The organism is Pseudoxanthomonas putridarboris (genome assembly GCF_038321125.1).
Taxonomy (GTDB): Bacteria; Pseudomonadota; Gammaproteobacteria; order Xanthomonadales; family Xanthomonadaceae; genus Pseudoxanthomonas_A; species Pseudoxanthomonas_A putridarboris.
Window position 1 is genome coordinate 183,097 of record NZ_JBBWWT010000001.1, and the last position, 17,010, is coordinate 200,106.

At 68.6% G+C, this 17,010-nt stretch carries 12 protein-coding genes; 9 read left to right on the plus strand and 3 right to left on the minus strand.

Features of this window, described 5'->3' with window-relative positions; translation table 11 throughout:
• Positions 1 to 63: 63 nt before the first annotated feature.
• Positions 64 to 1,905 (minus strand): dihydroxy-acid dehydratase, encoded by a 1,842-nt coding sequence (gene ilvD / locus AAD027_RS00870; RefSeq protein WP_341724125.1) that lies wholly within the window; start codon positions 1,903 to 1,905, stop codon positions 64 to 66.
• Positions 1,906 to 2,291: 386 nt separating this feature from the next.
• Here ilvD and ilvC point away from each other — a divergent pair, with 386 nt between their 5' ends.
• The 8 genes from ilvC (at position 2,292) to leuB (ending at position 11,587) form a co-directional block, all read left to right on the plus strand.
• Positions 2,292 to 3,314 carry a ketol-acid reductoisomerase gene (gene ilvC / locus AAD027_RS00875; RefSeq protein WP_341724126.1) on the plus strand — a complete coding sequence of 341 codons (1,023 nt, stop codon included), beginning with the start codon at positions 2,292 to 2,294 and terminating at the stop codon, positions 3,312 to 3,314.
• Entirely contained in the window at positions 3,311 to 5,035 is a 1,725-nt protein-coding gene (ilvG, locus tag AAD027_RS00880; RefSeq protein WP_341724127.1) for an acetolactate synthase 2 catalytic subunit, read from the plus strand. Before ilvC ends, ilvG begins: the two co-directional genes overlap by 4 nt.
• The gene (locus tag AAD027_RS00885) at positions 5,019 to 5,264 is read left to right on the plus strand and encodes an ACT domain-containing protein (RefSeq protein WP_341724128.1); all 246 of its coding nucleotides are present in this window, start codon (positions 5,019 to 5,021) and stop codon (positions 5,262 to 5,264) included. Before ilvG ends, AAD027_RS00885 begins: the two co-directional genes overlap by 17 nt.
• A gap of 192 nt (positions 5,265 to 5,456) precedes the next feature.
• On the plus strand, positions 5,457 to 6,584 hold the full coding sequence (locus AAD027_RS00890) for a threonine dehydratase (protein WP_341724129.1): 1,128 nt from the start codon (positions 5,457 to 5,459) through the stop codon (positions 6,582 to 6,584).
• The gene (locus AAD027_RS00895; RefSeq protein ID WP_341724130.1) at positions 6,581 to 8,140 is read left to right on the plus strand and encodes a 2-isopropylmalate synthase; all 1,560 of its coding nucleotides are present in this window, start codon (positions 6,581 to 6,583) and stop codon (positions 8,138 to 8,140) included. The genes AAD027_RS00890 and AAD027_RS00895 overlap by 4 nt, the downstream gene beginning before the upstream one ends.
• Before the next feature lie 253 nt (positions 8,141 to 8,393).
• Complete coding sequence (gene leuC / locus AAD027_RS00900; protein ID WP_341724131.1) at positions 8,394 to 9,821, plus strand: 3-isopropylmalate dehydratase large subunit; 1,428 nt, start codon at positions 8,394 to 8,396, stop codon at positions 9,819 to 9,821.
• Between the two features lie 106 nt (positions 9,822 to 9,927).
• Positions 9,928 to 10,509 (plus strand): 3-isopropylmalate dehydratase small subunit, encoded by a 582-nt coding sequence (gene leuD, locus AAD027_RS00905; protein ID WP_341724132.1) that lies wholly within the window; start codon positions 9,928 to 9,930, stop codon positions 10,507 to 10,509.
• On the plus strand, positions 10,499 to 11,587 hold the full coding sequence (leuB, locus tag AAD027_RS00910; protein ID WP_341724133.1) for a 3-isopropylmalate dehydrogenase: 1,089 nt from the start codon (positions 10,499 to 10,501) through the stop codon (positions 11,585 to 11,587). The genes leuD and leuB overlap by 11 nt, the downstream gene beginning before the upstream one ends.
• Before the next feature lie 131 nt (positions 11,588 to 11,718).
• Here leuB and AAD027_RS00915 read toward each other — a convergent pair whose 3' ends face one another.
• Together AAD027_RS00915 and AAD027_RS00920 are read right to left on the minus strand one after the other, a co-directional pair.
• Complete coding sequence (locus AAD027_RS00915) at positions 11,719 to 14,886, minus strand: efflux RND transporter permease subunit (RefSeq protein ID WP_341724134.1); 3,168 nt, start codon at positions 14,884 to 14,886, stop codon at positions 11,719 to 11,721.
• Positions 14,887 to 15,089: 203 nt separating this feature from the next.
• Positions 15,090 to 16,190 (minus strand): efflux RND transporter periplasmic adaptor subunit, encoded by a 1,101-nt coding sequence (locus AAD027_RS00920; RefSeq protein WP_341724135.1) that lies wholly within the window; start codon positions 16,188 to 16,190, stop codon positions 15,090 to 15,092.
• 81 nt (positions 16,191 to 16,271) lie between these two features.
• Between AAD027_RS00920 and AAD027_RS00925 the strand changes: the two genes are divergently transcribed.
• Positions 16,272 to 16,940: a TetR/AcrR family transcriptional regulator gene (locus tag AAD027_RS00925; protein WP_341724136.1), complete on the plus strand. Its 669-nt coding sequence runs from the start codon at positions 16,272 to 16,274 to the stop codon at positions 16,938 to 16,940.
• Positions 16,941 to 17,010 lie beyond the last annotated feature (70 nt).

Below are 17,010 nucleotides of genomic sequence, written 5' to 3' on the forward strand. Positions count from 1 at the left end.
GGTGCCCCTCCTCTCCCAGGAGGTAGCGGCCGGAGCGACGGCAAGTTGAGCCGCCTGTTCAGTTCAGAACGCGTCCAGCATCGCCTTGTCGCGCACCGCGCCCTTGTCGGCGCTGGTGGCCAGCAACGCATAGGCCTTCAGCGCGGTGGTGACCTTGCGCGCGCGCGGCTGCGCGGGTTTCCAGCCGGCGGCATCCTGTTGCGCGCGCCGCGCGGCGAGTTCGTCATCCGAAACAAGCAGGTCGATCGAACGCGCGGGAATATCGATGCGGATGCGGTCGCCGTCGCGCACCAGCCCGATCGCGCCGCCCGCAGCGGCTTCCGGCGACGCATGGCCGATGGACAGGCCCGAGGTGCCGCCGGAGAAGCGGCCGTCGGTCAACAGTGCGCACTGCTTGCCCAGGCCTTTCGACTTCAGGTAACTGGTCGGATACAGCATCTCCTGCATGCCGGGACCACCCTTCGGGCCTTCGTAACGGATCACCACCACGTCGCCGGGCTTCACCTCGTCGCCCAGGATGCCCTTCACCGCCGCATCCTGGCTCTCGTAGACGCGCGCGCTGCCCTCGAACACATGGATCGACTCGTCCACGCCGGCCGTCTTCACCACGCAGCCGTCCCGCGCGATGTTGCCGTACAGCACGGCCAGGCCGCCTTCCTGCGAATACGCATGCGCGACATCGCGGATGCAGCCCTCGGCGCGGTCCACGTCCAGCGACGGCCAGCGCGTGGCCTGGCTGAAGGCCACCTGCGTGGGAATGCCGGCCGGACCGGCCTTGTAGAACGTGGCGATGCTTTGGTCGTCCGTCCGGGCCACATCCCACTTGGCGATGGCGTCGGCGAGCGTCTTGGCATGCACGGTGGGCACGCTGGTGTGCAGCAGCCCGCCGCGCGAAAGTTCGCCCAGGATCGCCAGGATGCCGCCGGCGCGGTGCACGTCCTCGATGTGGTACTTCTGCGTGTTCGGCGCCACCTTGCACAGCTGCGGCACCCGCCGCGACAGGCGGTCGATGTCGCGCATGCCGAACGGCACCTCGCCTTCCTGCGCGGCGGCCAGCAGGTGCAGGATGGTGTTGGTGGAACCGCCCATCGCGATGTCCAGCGTCATCGCGTTCTCGAACGCCTCGAAGGTGGCGATGCCGCGCGGCAGGGCCGTCGGGTCCTCCGCGCCGTACCAGCGGTGGCACAGTTCGACCACGGTGCGCCCGGCGCGCAGGAACAACTGTTCGCGGTCGGCATGCGTCGCCAGCGTGGTGCCGTTGCCCGGCAACGACAGGCCCAGTGCCTCGGTCAGGCAGTTCATCGAGTTGGCGGTGAACATGCCGCTGCACGAGCCGCAGGTCGGGCAGGCGCTGCGCTCGACCGCGGCGACCTGTTCGTCGCTCGCATTCGGATCGGCCGCCATCACCATCGCATCGATCAGGTCCAGCTTGTGGTCGGCCAGCCGGGTCTTGCCGGCCTCCATCGGCCCGCCGGACACGAACACCGTGGGGATGTTCAGCCGCAACGCCGCCATCAGCATGCCCGGCGTGATCTTGTCGCAGTTGGAAATGCACACCAGCGCGTCGGCGCAGTGCGCGTTGACCATGTACTCCACCGAGTCGGCGATGATCTCGCGGCTGGGCAGCGAGTACAGCATGCCGTCGTGGCCCATGGCGATGCCGTCGTCCACGGCGATGGTGTCGAACTCCTTGGCCACGCCGCCGACGCGTTCGATTTCACGTGCAACCAATTGCCCCAGGTCCTTGAGGTGCACGTGGCCCGGGACGAACTGGGTGAAGGAGTTGGCGATGGCGACGATCGGCTTGTGGAAATCGTCGTCCTTCATGCCGGTGGCGCGCCACAGCGCGCGCGCGCCGGCCATGTTGCGTCCGTGGGTGGAGGTCTTGGAGCGGTATTCGGGCATGATGGATCGCGTGGAAACAGGCGCGGGGGGAAAGGGCCCTGATTCTGCGGCCTTTTCACTGTTTCAGTTGCAACCAAATGCCGCTGATCGTCCGATCGTCGAACAAGTGGCGAATGCGCTTGACAAGCCCGACGACAGCATGTTTCCCTTGCCGCATGTTGCAGCGCCACACGCCCCCGACGACCGACCCGACCGCACCCGCTGCGGCGTCCGTCCTCGTACTCGTCCTTATTACCTCGCCAACAGGTGCGGGACGGACCGGCGCGTAAGCAGAAAAAGCACGCCAGATTCGCAAAACCCCGCACTGAGAAGTGCGGGGTTTTTTGTTTGCGGCCCTTTCCACCCAACGCCTTTCCCTCCAACCCATCAGCCAGGAACCCATCGCAATGACCACCGCCAACGCTCTCCCGCAACCCAAGATCGCCGTCGTCGGCTACGGCAGCCAGGGCCGCGCGCACGCGCTGAACCTGCGCGATTCCGGCTTCGACGTCACCGTGGGCCTGCGCCCCGGCGGTCCGACCGAGGCGAAGGCGCAGGCGGACGGTTTCGTGGTGAAGACGCCCGCCGACGCGGTGAAGGACGCCGACCTGGTCGCCGTGCTGACGCCGGACATGGTGCAGAAGAAACTCTACGAAGAGGTGCTGGCGCCGAACATGAAGCCCGGCGCGGTGCTGCTGTTCGCGCACGGCCTGAACGTCCACTTCGGCATGATCGAACCGCGCGACGACCTGGACGTGGTGCTGGTGGCGCCGAAGGGCCCGGGCGCGCTGGTCCGCCGCGAATACGAGATCGGCCGCGGCGTGCCGTGCATCTACGCCGTCCACCAGGACAGGAGCGGCAAGGCCGAGCAGTTCGCGCTGGCCTACGCCGGCGGCCTGGGCGGCGCACGCGCCAACCTCATCAAGACCACCTTCAAGGAAGAGACCGAGACCGACCTGTTCGGCGAACAGGCGGTGCTGTGCGGTGGCGCCTCGTCGCTGGTGCAGGCCGGCTTCGAGACGCTGGTGGAAGCCGGCTACCAGCCGGAGATCGCCTACTACGAAGTACTGCACGAACTGAAGCTGATCGTCGACCTGTTCTACGAAGGCGGCATCACCCGCATGCTGGAATTCGTCTCCGAGACCGCGCAGTACGGCGACTACGTCAGCGGCCCGCGGGTGATCGACGCCAGCGTCAAGGCGCGCATGAAGGACGTGCTGACCGACATCCAGGACGGCACCTTCACCAAGAACTGGGTGGCCGAGTACGAAGCCGGCCTGCCGAACTACAAGAAGTTCAAGCAGGCCGACCTGGACCATCCGATCGAAGTCGTCGGCAAGCAACTGCGCGCGAAGATGGTGTGGCTGGCCGAGAACGGCGCCAAGCCCGATGCCGACGACGCCAGTACGAACCGGGCCGCCGCCGCATGAACGCCGTCTCCGCCACTGCCCCACGCAATGGCGCCCGCTGGCTGGCCCACGCCCTGGAAGCCGAGGGCGTGGACACGCTGTTCGGCTACCCGGGCGGCACCATCATGCCGTTCTACGACGCGCTGGTGGATTCCAAGCTGAAGCACATCCTGGTGCGCCACGAGCAGGGCGCCGCGCTGGCCGCCAACGGCTATGCGCGCGCCAGCGGCAAGGTCGGCGTATGCGTCGCGACGTCCGGCCCCGGCGCGTCCAACCTGGTCACCGGCATCGCCGACGCGATGCTGGACTCGGTGCCGATGGTCTGCCTGACCGGGCAGGTCGCCACGCCGCTGATGGGCACCGACGCGTTCCAGGAACTGGACGTGTTCGGCCTGACCCTGCCCATCGTCAAGCACAGCTTCATCGTGCGGCGCGTGGACGACCTGCCGCAGATCGTGCGCGAAGCCTTCCGCATCGCCCGCGAGGGACGCCCCGGCCCGGTGCTGATCGATCTGCCCAAGGATGTGCAGATGGCCGACGCCAGCCACCTGCCCGACCACGCGCCGGCCCGCGTCGATCCGCAGCCCGCGCCGGAAGACGCGAAGCTGGCCGAAGCGCTGGCCGCCATCGCCGGCGCCGAAAAGCCGGTGATCTACGGCGGCGGCGGCATCGCGCTGGCGGATGCGGTGGATGCGTTCCGCCAGTTCGTCGATGCCACCAAGATCCCGACCGTGCTGACCCTGCGCGGCCTGGGCGCGCTGCCCGCCGGGCATCCGCAGTTCCTGGGCATGCTGGGCATGCACGGCACGCGCGCGGCCAACATGGCGGTGCAGGAATCGGACCTGCTGATCGTGGTGGGTGCGCGCTTCGACGACCGCGCCACCGGCAAGCTGGTGGAGTTCGCCCCGTTCGCCCGCGTCGTCCACCTGGATGCCGATGCGTACGAGATCTCCAAGCTGCGCACGGCCGACATCGCGATTCCCGGCGACGTGGCCACCGGCCTGCGCACGCTGACCGCTGCCCGGAGCACCTGCGACGACTGGCGCAAGCGCTGCCAGACGCATCGCGAGAAGTTCGGCTTCCGCTACGACGCGCCCGGCACCGACATCTACGCGCCCGGCCTGCTGAAGCGGCTGAGCGAAGTCGCGCCGGCCGACGCGATCATCGCCTGCGACGTGGGCCAGCACCAGATGTGGGTGGCGCAACATTGCCGCTTCAACCATCCGCGCAACCACCTGACCAGCGGCGCGCTGGGCACGATGGGCTTCGGCCTGCCGGCGGCGATGGGCGCGCAGTTCGCCTGCCCGGACCGCACGGTGGTGCTGGTCAGCGGCGACGGCAGCTTCATGATGAACGTGCAGGAGCTGGCCACCATCGCCCGCTGCCGGTTGCCGGTGAAGATCGTGCTGCTGGACAACAGCGCGCTGGGCATGGTGCGGCAGTGGCAGGAGCTGTTCTTCGCCGAGCGCTACAGCGAGATCGACCTGTCCGACAACCCGGACTTCGCCGCGCTGGCGCAGGTATTCGGCATTCCCGCCCAGCGCATCGACCACCGCCACCAGGTCGAGGACGGACTGGCCGCGCTGCTGGCGCAGCCGGGGCCCGCCTTGCTGCACGTCGCCATCGACATCAAGGCCAACGTCTGGCCGCTGGTGCCGCCCAACCACGCCAACAGTTCCATGCTGGATGCCAATCCGGCCAAGCAGAGTCCGGAGCCCACCCCCCATGCGATACCGGCTTGACCTGGTGCTGAAACCGGCCGAGGGCGCGTTGACGCGCGTGATCGGCATGGCCGAGCGTCGCGGCTTCGCACCGCAGGCCATCAACGGCGAACCGTCGGCCTCCGACGGCCGCTGGCGCGTGCAGTTGGTCGTCTCCGGCCAACGCCCGCCGGAAACGCTGCGCTTGCAGATGCAGAAGATCTACGACTGCGAGTCGGTGGAGATCACCGCGCTGGAGGACGTGGCATGAGGCCGGGATTCGGAATTCGGGATGACCGGCCTGTCGGCCGTTGGGGGCCGGGATTCGCCAGCGATGGCAGGATCCTGACCACCGCTGCGCGGTCCGGGCTGATCCGATTCCCGCGGAGGCGTCTTCTTCAATGCGAGACGATCCGCTTTTACGAATCCCCAATCCCCAATCCCGAATCACGGCAGTTCATCCATGCCTGACGCCGGCCGCGCCCCCGCCAGCCAGGACCCGGACGTCGGCGACGTCGTCGTCACCGTGGCCGACGTGCTGGCGGCGCAGGCGCGGCTGCGGCGCTACCTGCCCCCCACCCCGCTGCACCATGCCGAACGCTTCGGCGTGATGCTGAAGCTGGAGAACCTGCAGCGCACCGGCTCGTACAAGGTGCGCGGCGCCTTGAACGCGCTGCTGGCCGCGCGCGAACGCGGCGACCGCCGCCCGGTCATCGCCGCGTCGGCCGGCAACCACGCGCAGGGCCTGGCCTGGGCCGCCTACCGGTTGGGCGTGCAGGCCATCACGGTGATGCCGCACGGCGCGCCGGAAACCAAGATCGCCGGCGTCGCCCACTGGGGCGCCACCGTGCGCCAGCACGGCAACAGCTACGACGAAGCGTTCGCGTTCGCCAGGGAACTGGCCGAACAGAACGGCTACCGCTTCCTGTCCGCGTTCGACGATCCCGATGTGATCGCCGGCCAGGGCACGGTCGGCATCGAGATCGCGCCGTATGCGCCGGACGTGGTCATCGTGCCCATCGGCGGCGGCGGGCTGGCCTCGGGCGTGGCGCTGGCGCTGAAGTCGCAGGGCGTGCGCGTGGTCGGTGCGCAGGTCGAAGGCGTGGACTCGATGATCCGTGCGATGCGCGGCGACACCTCGCCGATCGACCCGGTCGCCTCGCTGGCCGACGGCGTGCGCGTCAAGGTGCCCGGCTTCATCACCCGCCGGCTGTGCACGCAACTGCTGGACGACGTGGTGACCGTGCGCGAGGCCGAACTGCGCGAGACGCTGGTGCGGCTGGCGCTGGAAGAAAACCTGATCGCCGAGGGCGCCGGCGCGCTGGCGCTGGCCGCCGGGCGCCGCGTCGCCGGCAGGCGCAAGTGCGCCGTGGTGTCCGGCGGCAACATCGACGCCACCGTGCTGGCGCGGCTGCTGTCCGAGGTGCGCCCACGCCCGCCGCGCAAACCGCGCCGCCGCGCCGCCGAAGGCGAGCCTTCGCTTGCGCTTGCGGCGCCCGACGAATCCCCCATTCCCCTTTCCCCAGCCGTGCCGCACAAGTCCAGGACACGCCGCACCGCAACCGCAGTCGTAGAGGAATCCATCTGGTGAATACATCCACTGCCACGCCGAACGGACCGGCCCACGTCCGCATCTTCGACACCACCCTGCGGGATGGCGAACAATCGCCCGGCTGCAGCATGTCGCCGCAGCAGAAGCTGGTGATGGCGCGCGGCCTGGCCGACCTGGGCGTGGACGTCATCGAGACCGGCTTCCCGGCCAGTTCGCAGTCCGACCGCGAGGCGCACGCGCTGATCGCCCGCGACCTGCGCGACACCACGCTGGCGGTGCTGTCGCGCTGCCTGCCCACCGACATCGAGACCTCGCTGCGCACCGTGCAGGCGGCCGCGAAGCCGCGCCTGCACCTGTTCCTGTCCACCAGCCCGCTGCACCGCGAGCACAAGCTGCGCATGACCCGCGAGCAGGTGCTGGAATCGGTGCGAAAGCACGTGGCGCTGGCGCGCGGCCACATCGACGACATCGAGTTCTCCGCCGAGGACGCCACCCGCACCGAAGAGGACTTTCTGCACGAAGTCGTCGCCGTGGCCATCGCCGCCGGCGCCACCACCATCAACCTGCCCGATACCGTCGGTTTCACCACGCCCGAAGAGATCCGCGGCATGTTCGAGCGCGTCATCGCCAACGTGCCGGACGCGGACAGGGTGGTGTTCAGCGCGCACTGCCACAACGACCTGGGCCTGGCCGTGGCCAACTCGCTGGCCGCCATCGAGGGCGGCGCGCGGCAGGTGGAGGGCTCCATCAACGGCATCGGCGAGCGCGCCGGCAACTGCGCCATCGAGGAGATCGTGATGGCGCTGAAAGTACGCAATGCCTTCTACAACCTGGATACGCGCATCGACACACGCCGCATCGTGCCCACCTCGCAGTTGCTGTCGCGGCTGGTCGGCATGCCGGTGCAGCGCAACAAGGCCATCGTCGGCGCGAATGCCTTCGCGCACGAGTCCGGCATCCACCAGCACGGCATGCTGCGCCACCGCGGCACCTACGAGATCATGCAGCCGCAGGACGTGGGCTGGCCGTCCTCGCAGATGGTGCTGGGCCGCCACAGCGGACGCGCCGCGGTCGAGCAGCGCCTGCGCGCGCTGGGCTACTGGCTGGAAGAGGACGAGCTGAAGCTGGTGTTCGAGCAGTTCAAGGCGCTTTGCGAGAAGCAGCGCGTGGTCAACGACGACGACCTGCAGGCATTGATGCAGGATTCCTCCGCCAGCGATGGATACCGCCTGTCCTCGATGACCATCAGCGACGTCGGCAGCCGCGCCAATGCGCTGGTCGAGCTGTCCGACCCGGACGGCAACCGCGTCTCCGAGACCGCGCAGGGCAACGGCCCGGTCGATGCGCTGTTCAGCGCGCTGGCCGCCGCCACCGGCGTGCAGCTGCAACTGGAAAGCTACCAGGTGCACAGCGTCGGCATCGGCGCCGACGCACGCGGCGAAGCCAGCCTGTCGGTGCACTGCGAGGGCGTGGAGTACGAAGGCACCGGCACCAGCAAGGACATCATCGAAGCCAGCGCGCTGGCTTGGCTGGACGTCGCCAACCGCCTGCTGCGCCAGCGCCGCGCGGAGAAGCAGGAGATGGCGGCGGCATGAGAGGCATCAGACATCTCTTGACGAGCCCCCTCCCCCGCACGCGGGGGAGGGCTGGGGTGGGGGCGAACCGGAGCCGGTCGCCTCTCTCCACCGGTCCCTTATCGAGTGCATCCGACGCCACTTCTTCCCCTGAAAATCAGCAGCTTCGTCCTGCCTCCATCCCAACCCTGTATCAAGTACGGGGCAAGCTCTTCCCCCGCGAGCGGGGGAAGGGGTCGTACCCGTCCATGTTCAAGCACCACGGAATTCCGCGATGAGCTTCACCACACCACGCACCCTGTTCGACAAACTGTGGGACGCCCACGTCGTCGTCCCCGAGACCGCCGCCGCGCCCGCGGTGCTGTACATCGACCTGCACCTGATCCACGAAGTGACTTCGCCGCAGGCGTTCACCGAACTGGCCGCGCGCGGGCTGAAGCCGCGCCGCCCGGACCGCACCAAGGCGACGATGGACCATTCCACGCCGACCCTGCCGGCCGGCGCCGACGGCAAGCTGCCCTATTACACGAAGGCCGCGGAATCCCAGGTCGACACGCTGGCGCGCAACTGCGCCGAGTACGGCATCGAACTGTTCGACATGGGCTCGGACCGGCGCGGCATCGTCCACGTCATCGCGCCGGAACTGGGCTTCACCCAGCCCGGCATGACCATCGTCTGCGGCGACAGCCACACCTCCACGCACGGCGCGTTCGGCGCGCTGGCCTTCGGCATCGGCACCAGCGAAGTCGGCCACGTGCTGGCCACGCAGTGCCTGCTGCAGCGCAAGCCGAAGACCATGGCGATCACCGTGGACGGCCCGCTGGCGCCGGGCGTCGGCGCCAAGGACGTGATCCTGCACATCATCGGCACGATCGGCGTGAACGGCGGCACCGGCCATGTCATCGAGTACCGCGGCTCCACCATCCGCGCGATGGACATGGAGCAGCGCATGACCCTGTGCAACATGTCGATCGAGGCCGGCGCGCGCGCCGGCATGGTGGCGCCCGACCGGACCACCTTCGACTGGATGGCGAAAGCGCCGCGCGCACCGAAGGGCGCGGATTTCGAGTCGGCGAAGGCGGAGTGGTCGAAGCTGACCAGCGACGACGGCGCGCGCTACGACGTGGAGGTGCGGATCGATGCGCGCGACATCCGTCCCACGCTGACCTGGGGCACGCACCCGGGCACGGCCATCGCGGTGGACGCGCCGATCCCGGCCGCCAACGATGCGGCCGCGCGGAAGTCGCTGGACTACATGGCCTTCGAGAGCGGCCATGCCCTGGAAGGCACGGCGGTGGACGTGGTGTTCGTCGGCTCGTGCACCAACGGCCGGCTGAGCGACATGCGCGAGGTGGCCAGCGTGTTGCGCGACCGCAAGGTCGATCCGCGCGTGCGCATGCTGGTGGTGCCGGGTTCGGAGCAGGTCAAGCGCCAGGCCGAGGCCGAAGGCATCGACCGGATCGTGCGCGCCGCCGGCGCCGAGTGGCGCGAGCCCGGCTGTTCGATGTGCATCGCAATGAACGGCGACCTGGTCGCGCCGGGCCAACTGGCGGTCAGCACCAGCAACCGCAACTTCGAGGGCCGCCAGGGCCCGGGCTCGCGCACGCTGCTGGCCTCGCCGCTGACCGCGGCGTGGGCGGCGGTGAACGGCCGCGTCAGCGATCCGCGCGAACTGTTCGCCGGCCACAAGGAGGTCGCATGAAGCATCTTCCCAATCTTTGTAGGAGGGGCTTCAGCCCCGACAGGACCCAACCGAAAGCATCGGGGCTAAAGCCCCTCCTACAAAAGCACATCGATCCGGACCCATCATGACCGCCTTCACCCGACTGGTTTCCCGCAGCGTGGTGCTGCCGCAGACCAACATCGACACCGACCAGATCATCCCCGCGCGTTTCCTGTCCACCACCGAACGCGCCGGCCTTGGGCAGCATGCGTTCAACGACTGGCGCCGGCTGCCCGATGGTTCGCCGAACCCGGCATTCCCGTTCAACCAGCCGGAGAACGCCGGCCGGCAGATCCTGCTGGCCGGGCGCAACTTCGGTTGCGGCTCCTCGCGCGAGCACGCGCCGTGGGCGCTGACCGACCTGGGCCTGCGCGCCATCGTCAGCAGCGAGATCGCCGACATATTCCGCAACAACAGCCTGAAGAACGGACTGGTGCCAGTGGTGCTGGCCGAGGAGATCGTGCAGTCGCTGATGGAACGGCCCGACGACGAGCTGGTGGTCGACGTGGACGCGAAGGAGCTGCGCGCGCCGGACGGCTCCGTCTTCCCGTTCCCGCTGGACGACTTCGCCCGCACCTGCCTGCTGGAAGGCGTGGACGAACTGGGCTACCTGCTGGCCCGACAAAATGATATCGAACGCTACGAGGCTACCCGCCATGCACGCTGAAATCGCCGTACTGCCGGGCGACGGCATCGGTCCCGAAGTCACCGCCGCCGCCGTCTCCGTGCTGCGCACGCTGGCACGCCGCCACGGCCACACCTTCGAATTCCGCGAATACGACATCGGCGGCATCGCCATCGACACCCACGGCGAGCCGCTGCCGCAGGCCACGCTGCAGGGCTGCCAGCAGGCCGATGCGGTCCTGCTGGGCGCCGTCGGCGGACCGAAGTGGTCCGACCCGAACGCCAAGGTACGCCCGGAACAGGGCCTGCTGGCGCTGCGCAAGGGCCTGGGCCTGTTCGCCAACCTGCGGCCGGTGCGCCCGCACCCGGCCGCGTTGAATGCCTCGCCGATCAAGCCGCACCTGCTGACCGGCGTGGACATCGTGGTGGTACGCGAACTGACCGGCGGCATCTACTTCGGCGAGAAGACCCGCGACGCGCGCGGCGCCAGCGACCTGTGCAGCTACAGCGTCACCGAGATCGAGCGCGTGGTGCGCAGCGCGTTCAAGCTGGCGCGGCAACGCCGCGGCTACCTGGTGTCGGTGGACAAGGCCAACGTGCTGGAGACCTCGCGCCTGTGGCGCGACGTGGCCGCGCGCGTGGGCCGCGAGGAATTCCCCGACGTGAAACTGGAGCACCAGTTGGTGGATTCGATGGCCATGCACCTGCTGGCCAAGCCGCGCGAGTACGACGTCATCGTCACCGAGAACATGTTCGGCGACATCCTGACCGACGAGGCGTCGATGCTGGCCGGCTCGCTGGGCCTGCTGCCGTCGGCCTCGCTGGGCGACGGCAAGATCGGCCTGTACGAACCGATCCACGGCTCCGCGCCCGACATCGCCGGCAAGGGCATCGCCAATCCCTACGCCACCATCCTGAGCTGCGCCATGCTGCTGCGGCACTCGCTGGGCCTGTACGAAGAAGCCGACTGCATCGAACGCGCGGTGGATGGCGCGCTCAATGCGCAGGTGTTCACCAGCGACCTGGCCACCGGCGGCCGCGGCGTATCGACGCAGGCCGCCGCGCAGGCGGTGATCGAACAGATGCAGGCGCATTGCTACGTGGCCGAACTGCGCGATTAGCCATCCCCCGCACCACCGCCTCCTGTAGGAGCGCCCCTTGGGCGCGATGCTTTTAGAGATCACGGGGAAGAGCATCGCGCCCAAGGGGCGCTCCTACGGGGAGGGAAGCATGCGGCGGCGCCGCGTGTCGGTCAGGCCGTGGATTCCTCCGGCTTCACCTTGAACCACGCCGCATACAGCGCCGGCAGGAAGAACAGCGTCAGCACGGTGGCCACGGTCAGGCCGCCCATGATCGCCACCGCCATCGGGCCGAAGAACGCGCTGCGCGACAGCGGGATCATCGCCAGCACCGCCGCCAGCGCGGTCAGCACGATGGGGCGGAAGCGGCGCACGGTGGCGTCGATGATCGCGTGCCAGCGGTCGTGGCCGGCATCGATGTCCTGCTGGATCTGGTCCACCAGGATCACCGAGTTGCGCATGATCATGCCCGCCAGCGCGATGGTGCCCAGCATCGCGACGAAACCGAACGGCACGCGGAACACCAGCAGCGCCAGGGTCACGCCGATCAGGCCCAGCGGCGCGGTTAGCAGCACCAGCGCCACCCGCGAGAAGCTGCGCAGCTGCAGCATCAGCAGCGTGGTGACCGCCAGCAGGAACAGCGGCATGCCGGCGGCGATCGACCTCTGCCCGCGCCCGGAATCCTCCACCGTGCCGCCGGTTTCCAGCAGGTAGCCCTGCGGCAACTGCGCGCGGATCCCGTCCAGCGTCGGCAGGATCTGCGCCACCACCGTCGGCGGCGTCATGGCGTCGGTGTTGAGGTCGGCGCGCACGGTGACGGTCGGCAGGCGGTCGCGGTGCCAGATGATGCCGTCCTCGAACGCATATTCCAGCGTGGCGATCTGCGACAGCGGGACGCTGCCGCCGCTGCTGGTCGGCACCGCCAGGCTGCCGAGCAGGTCCAGCCTGGCGCGCTCCTCGTCGGGACCGCGCAGCAGGATCTCGATCAGTTCGTTGCCTTCGCGATAGGTACTGACGCTCAAGCCGGACAGCGAGCCGGACAGGAAGTGCGAGACCTGCGCCGTGCTGACGCCCAGCGCGCGGGCGCGGTCCTGGTCGATGCCCAGGCGCACGATCTTGCTCGGTTCGCTCCAGTCCAGGTTGACGTTGGTGACGCTGGCGTTGGCGCGCACCTTCTCGGCCACCTGGCGGGCGATGGCCTGCACGCGGTCGATATGCTCGCCGGAGACGCGGAACTGCACCGGATAGCCCACCGGCGGGCCATTCTCCAGCCGCGTCACGCGGAACTGCAGTTCGGGGAACTGCGGCGCGACCTCTTCGATCAGCCACTTCCGGGTGGTCTCGCGCGATGCGATGTCGTCGGTCAGCACCACGAACTGCGAGAAGTTCGCCTGCGGCAACTGCTGGTCCAGCGGCAGGTAGAAACGCGGCGAGCCGGTGCCGATGTAGGCCACGTAGTTCTGGATGCCGTCGCGGGTGGCCAGCAGCTTCTCCAGCTTGCGCGCCTGCGCGTCGGTGGACTTCAGCGAACTGCCTTCGGCCAGTTCAAGGTCCACCATCAGCTCGGGCCGCACGGAGTCGGGGAAGAACTGCTGCGGCACGAAACGGAACAGCACGATCGATGCCACGAAGGCGGCGACGGTGATGCCGATCACCAGCCAGCGATGGCGCAGGCAGGTTTCCAGCCAGCCGCGGAAACGCTGGTAGAACGGCGAGTGATACGGATTATGGTCGTGCGCTTCGTGCGGCTTCGGCGCCAGCATGCCGGCGTACTGCGGCCAGCGGTCGGCCAGCCGCGCGCGGAAGCCCTGCCAGCGCGCGGGCAGCGAACCCGGCCTGGGCGGCCGCGGATTGCCCAGGTCGGGCAGCATCTTGTCGCCCAGGTAGGGAATGAACAGCACCGCCGCGATCCACGACACCACCAGCGCGATGGTCACCACCTGGAACAGCGAGCGCGTGTACTCGCCGGTGCTCGACGCCGCGGTGGCGATGGGCAGGAAACCCGCCGCCGTCACCAGCGTGCCGGTCAGCATCGGGAACGCGGTGGATTCGTAGGCGAAGCTGGCCGCCTTCAGCCGGTCGAAGCCCTGCTCCATCTTGATGGCCATCATCTCCACCGCGATGATCGCGTCGTCCACCAGCAGGCCCAGCGCCAGCACCAGCGCGCCCAGCGAGATCTTGTGCAGGCCGATGCCGAAGTAGTGCATCACCGCGAACGTCATCGCCAGCACCAGCGGGATCGACACCGCCACCACCAGTCCCGTGCGCAAACCGAGCGAGAAGAAGCTGACCAGCAGCACGATGATCACGGCTTCGGCCAGCACGCGGACGAACTCGCCCACGGATTCCTCCACCGCCGCCGGCTGGTCGGAGACCTTGCGCAGCTCCATGCCCAGCGGCAGCGTCTTCTGCAAACGCCGGAACTCGTGCTCCAGCGTCTGCCCCAGCTTGAGGATATCGCCGCCGTCCTTCATCGCCACCGCGATGCCGATGCCGTCCTGGCCCATGAAGCGCATGCGCGGCGCGGCCGGGTCGGCGAAGCCGCGCTTGATCTCGGCGATGTCGCTCAGCTTGACCGTGCGCCCGCCGGCGCGGATCGGGAAATCGCGGATCTCGTCGACCGTGGTGAACTCGCCGCTGATGCGCAATTGCACGCGGTCGCTGGCGGTCTCGAAGAAGCCGGCCGGCGTCACCGCGTTCTGCTCCTCCAGCGCCTGCTGCACCGCGCTCAGCGGGATGCCCAGCGTGGCCAGCTTGGTGTTGGACAGCTCGATCCAGATCTTCTCGTCCTGCAGGCCCACCAGCTCGACCTTGCCGACGTCGGCCACGCGCTGCAGTTCCAGCTGGATGCGGTCGGCGTAGTCCTTCATCACCGCGTAGTCGAAGCCTTCGCCGGTCAGCGCGTAGATGTTGCCGAAGGTATCGCCGAACTCGTCGTTGAAGAACGGCCCGACCACCCCCGCCGGCAGGGTGGCGCGGATGTCGCCGACCTTCTTGCGCACCTGGTACCAGAGATCGGGGATCTCCTTGGACCTCATCGAATCGCGCGCCATGAAGATCACCTGCGACTCGCCGGGACGCGAATACGAGCGGATGAACTCGTAGTTGCCGGTGGTCATCAGCGCCTTCTCGATACGCTCGGTGACCTGCTGCGAGACTTCCTCGGCGCTGGCGCCGGGCCACACGGTGCGCACCACCATCGCCTTGAAGGTGAAGGGCGGGTCCTCGGACTGGCCCAGGTGCTTGTACGACCACGCGCCGATGATGCCCAGCAGGATCATCGTGAACAGCACCAGGCTGCGGTTGGTCAACGCCCACTCGGAAAGGTTGAAGCGGCGCATGGGTTACTCCGCTTCCTGTCCCCTCTCCCGCTTGCGGGAGAGGGTCAGGGTGAGGGCACCAAGCCCTCCTTTACCAACAGACGCACCGCGTTGCGGCGCGCCCTCATCCCATCCTTCTCCCGCTTGCGGGAGAAGGGAAGTACGCGCCATGCGGGAGTCGCTTGCGATCATTTCAATATCCATTGGCATGCATCGGCTCCGGCTCATTTCATTGCGATGGGCTTGTTGTTGCGATCCACAGGCGTCACGGTCTGCCCCTCGCGCAACAGGTGCCCGCCGGCCGCCACCACCCAGTCGCTGGCTCGCACGCCGTCCAGCACGGGCACGGACTCTTCGCCATAAGCGCCCAATCGCACGGGTTGCAGGCGCACCTTGCCGGTCGCCGGATCGACCACCCATACCGCGGTCTTGCCATCGTCGCTGCGCTGGATGGCCGACAGCGGCAGCTTCAATGCCGCCTTCGCGCCGTTCTCCTGAACGTAGACGCGGGCGCTCTGGCCCAGTTCCACCTGCTGCGCGGCATCGCCGACGAGGTCGACGCGGGCCGCATAGGTGCGGGTCTGCGCATCGGCGGCGGGCGCGATCTCGCGGATCGCGCCGGGCAGGCGCTGGCCGGGAGCATTCCACAGCTCCACCATCACCGGCTGGCCGACGCTGAAATCGCGGATGCGGTTTTCCGGCAGGCCGATGGCCACTTCGCGGCCCCCGTCGGCGGCCAGGGTGAACACGGTCTGGCCGGCGGCGACCACCTGGCCGGCCTCGGCCTGGCGGCTGGCGATCACGCCGTCGCGCGGCGCGCGCAGCTGCGAATAGCCTTCCTGGTTGCGCATCACGTCCATCTGCGCGCGCGCGGCGCGCGCCTGGCCTTCGGCCGCCTTGTAGGCGGCCTCCTGCGCGTCGTAGGTGGACTGGCTGATCAGTTGGTCGCCGACCAGCTTGGCGTAGCGGTCGCGATCGCCGCGGGCGCGGACCAGATCGGCTTCCGCCGCGGCCAGTTGCGCCTGCGCAGCCTGCGCCTGCAGCGCGAAGTCGCCCGGGTCGAGCACCGCCAGCACCTCGCCGCGTCGCACGCGCGCGCCGGCGTCCACGTTGCGGCGGACCAGGTTGCCGCCGACACGGAAGGAAAGCGGACTCTCCTCGCGGGCGCGTATTTCGCCGGCGTAAGCCGACAGGGCCGCCTCGACGCCGCCGCCCGCATGCACCACCAGCGCCGGTCGCGGCGTTTCCGCCGCCGGTTCCGCGCTGCAGGCCGCCAGGCTGGCCAGCAGGATCCCGAACACTCCGTTCCAGCGCATGCTCCGCATAGTCGCTCCGCCGCCCTTCAACAATTAGTAGACTTGGCGGTATAGTATAAATATCGAACCGAGTAGTCTAGTATTAACACGATGGTCAGCCCGATCCCTCCCGCCAGCCGCCGCAAGCCTTCCGGCAAGCCCGCCACCGGCCCCGGCCGCCCCAAGGACCTGGGCAAGCGCGCCGCGATCCTGGAAGCCGCCAAGCAGTTGTTCGCGCGCGAAGGGTTCAACGGCGCCAGCATGGACCAGATCGCCGCCGAGGCGGGCGTATCCAAGCTGACCGTCTACAGCCACTTCGGCGACAAGGACGCGCTGTTCGCCGCCGCCGTGCAGGCCAAGTGCGAGGAAATGCTGCCCGACACGCTGTTCGAGATCGAACTGAAGGGTTCGCTGCGCGACCAGCTGAAGGCCATCGCGCTTGCCTTCTTCGCCTTGATCACCAGCGAGGAAGCCATCAGCACCCACCGCATGATGATGGTGCCGGGCAATATCGACGACAAACTGAAGCGGACCTTCTGGGAAGCCGGCCCGCAGCGCACCCACGACGCCTTCGCCGCCCTGTTGCGGGCGCAGGTGGACAAGGGCGAGCTGGACATCCCCGACGTGGCCATCGCCTCGGCGCAGTTCTTCACGCTGATCAAGGGCGAGGTGCACGCCCGCATGACCTGCGGCCTGTGCGGCCAGCCGGGCCGCGGCGACGCCAACCGCCACATCGACGCCTGCGTGGACATGTTCCTGAGGGCCTATGGCCGCCGCTGAACCTGAAGCCCGGCCCCGGTCGACGGAGGTCGCGATGACTTCCGGCACTGCGTCCGTGCGGGCGGCTGCC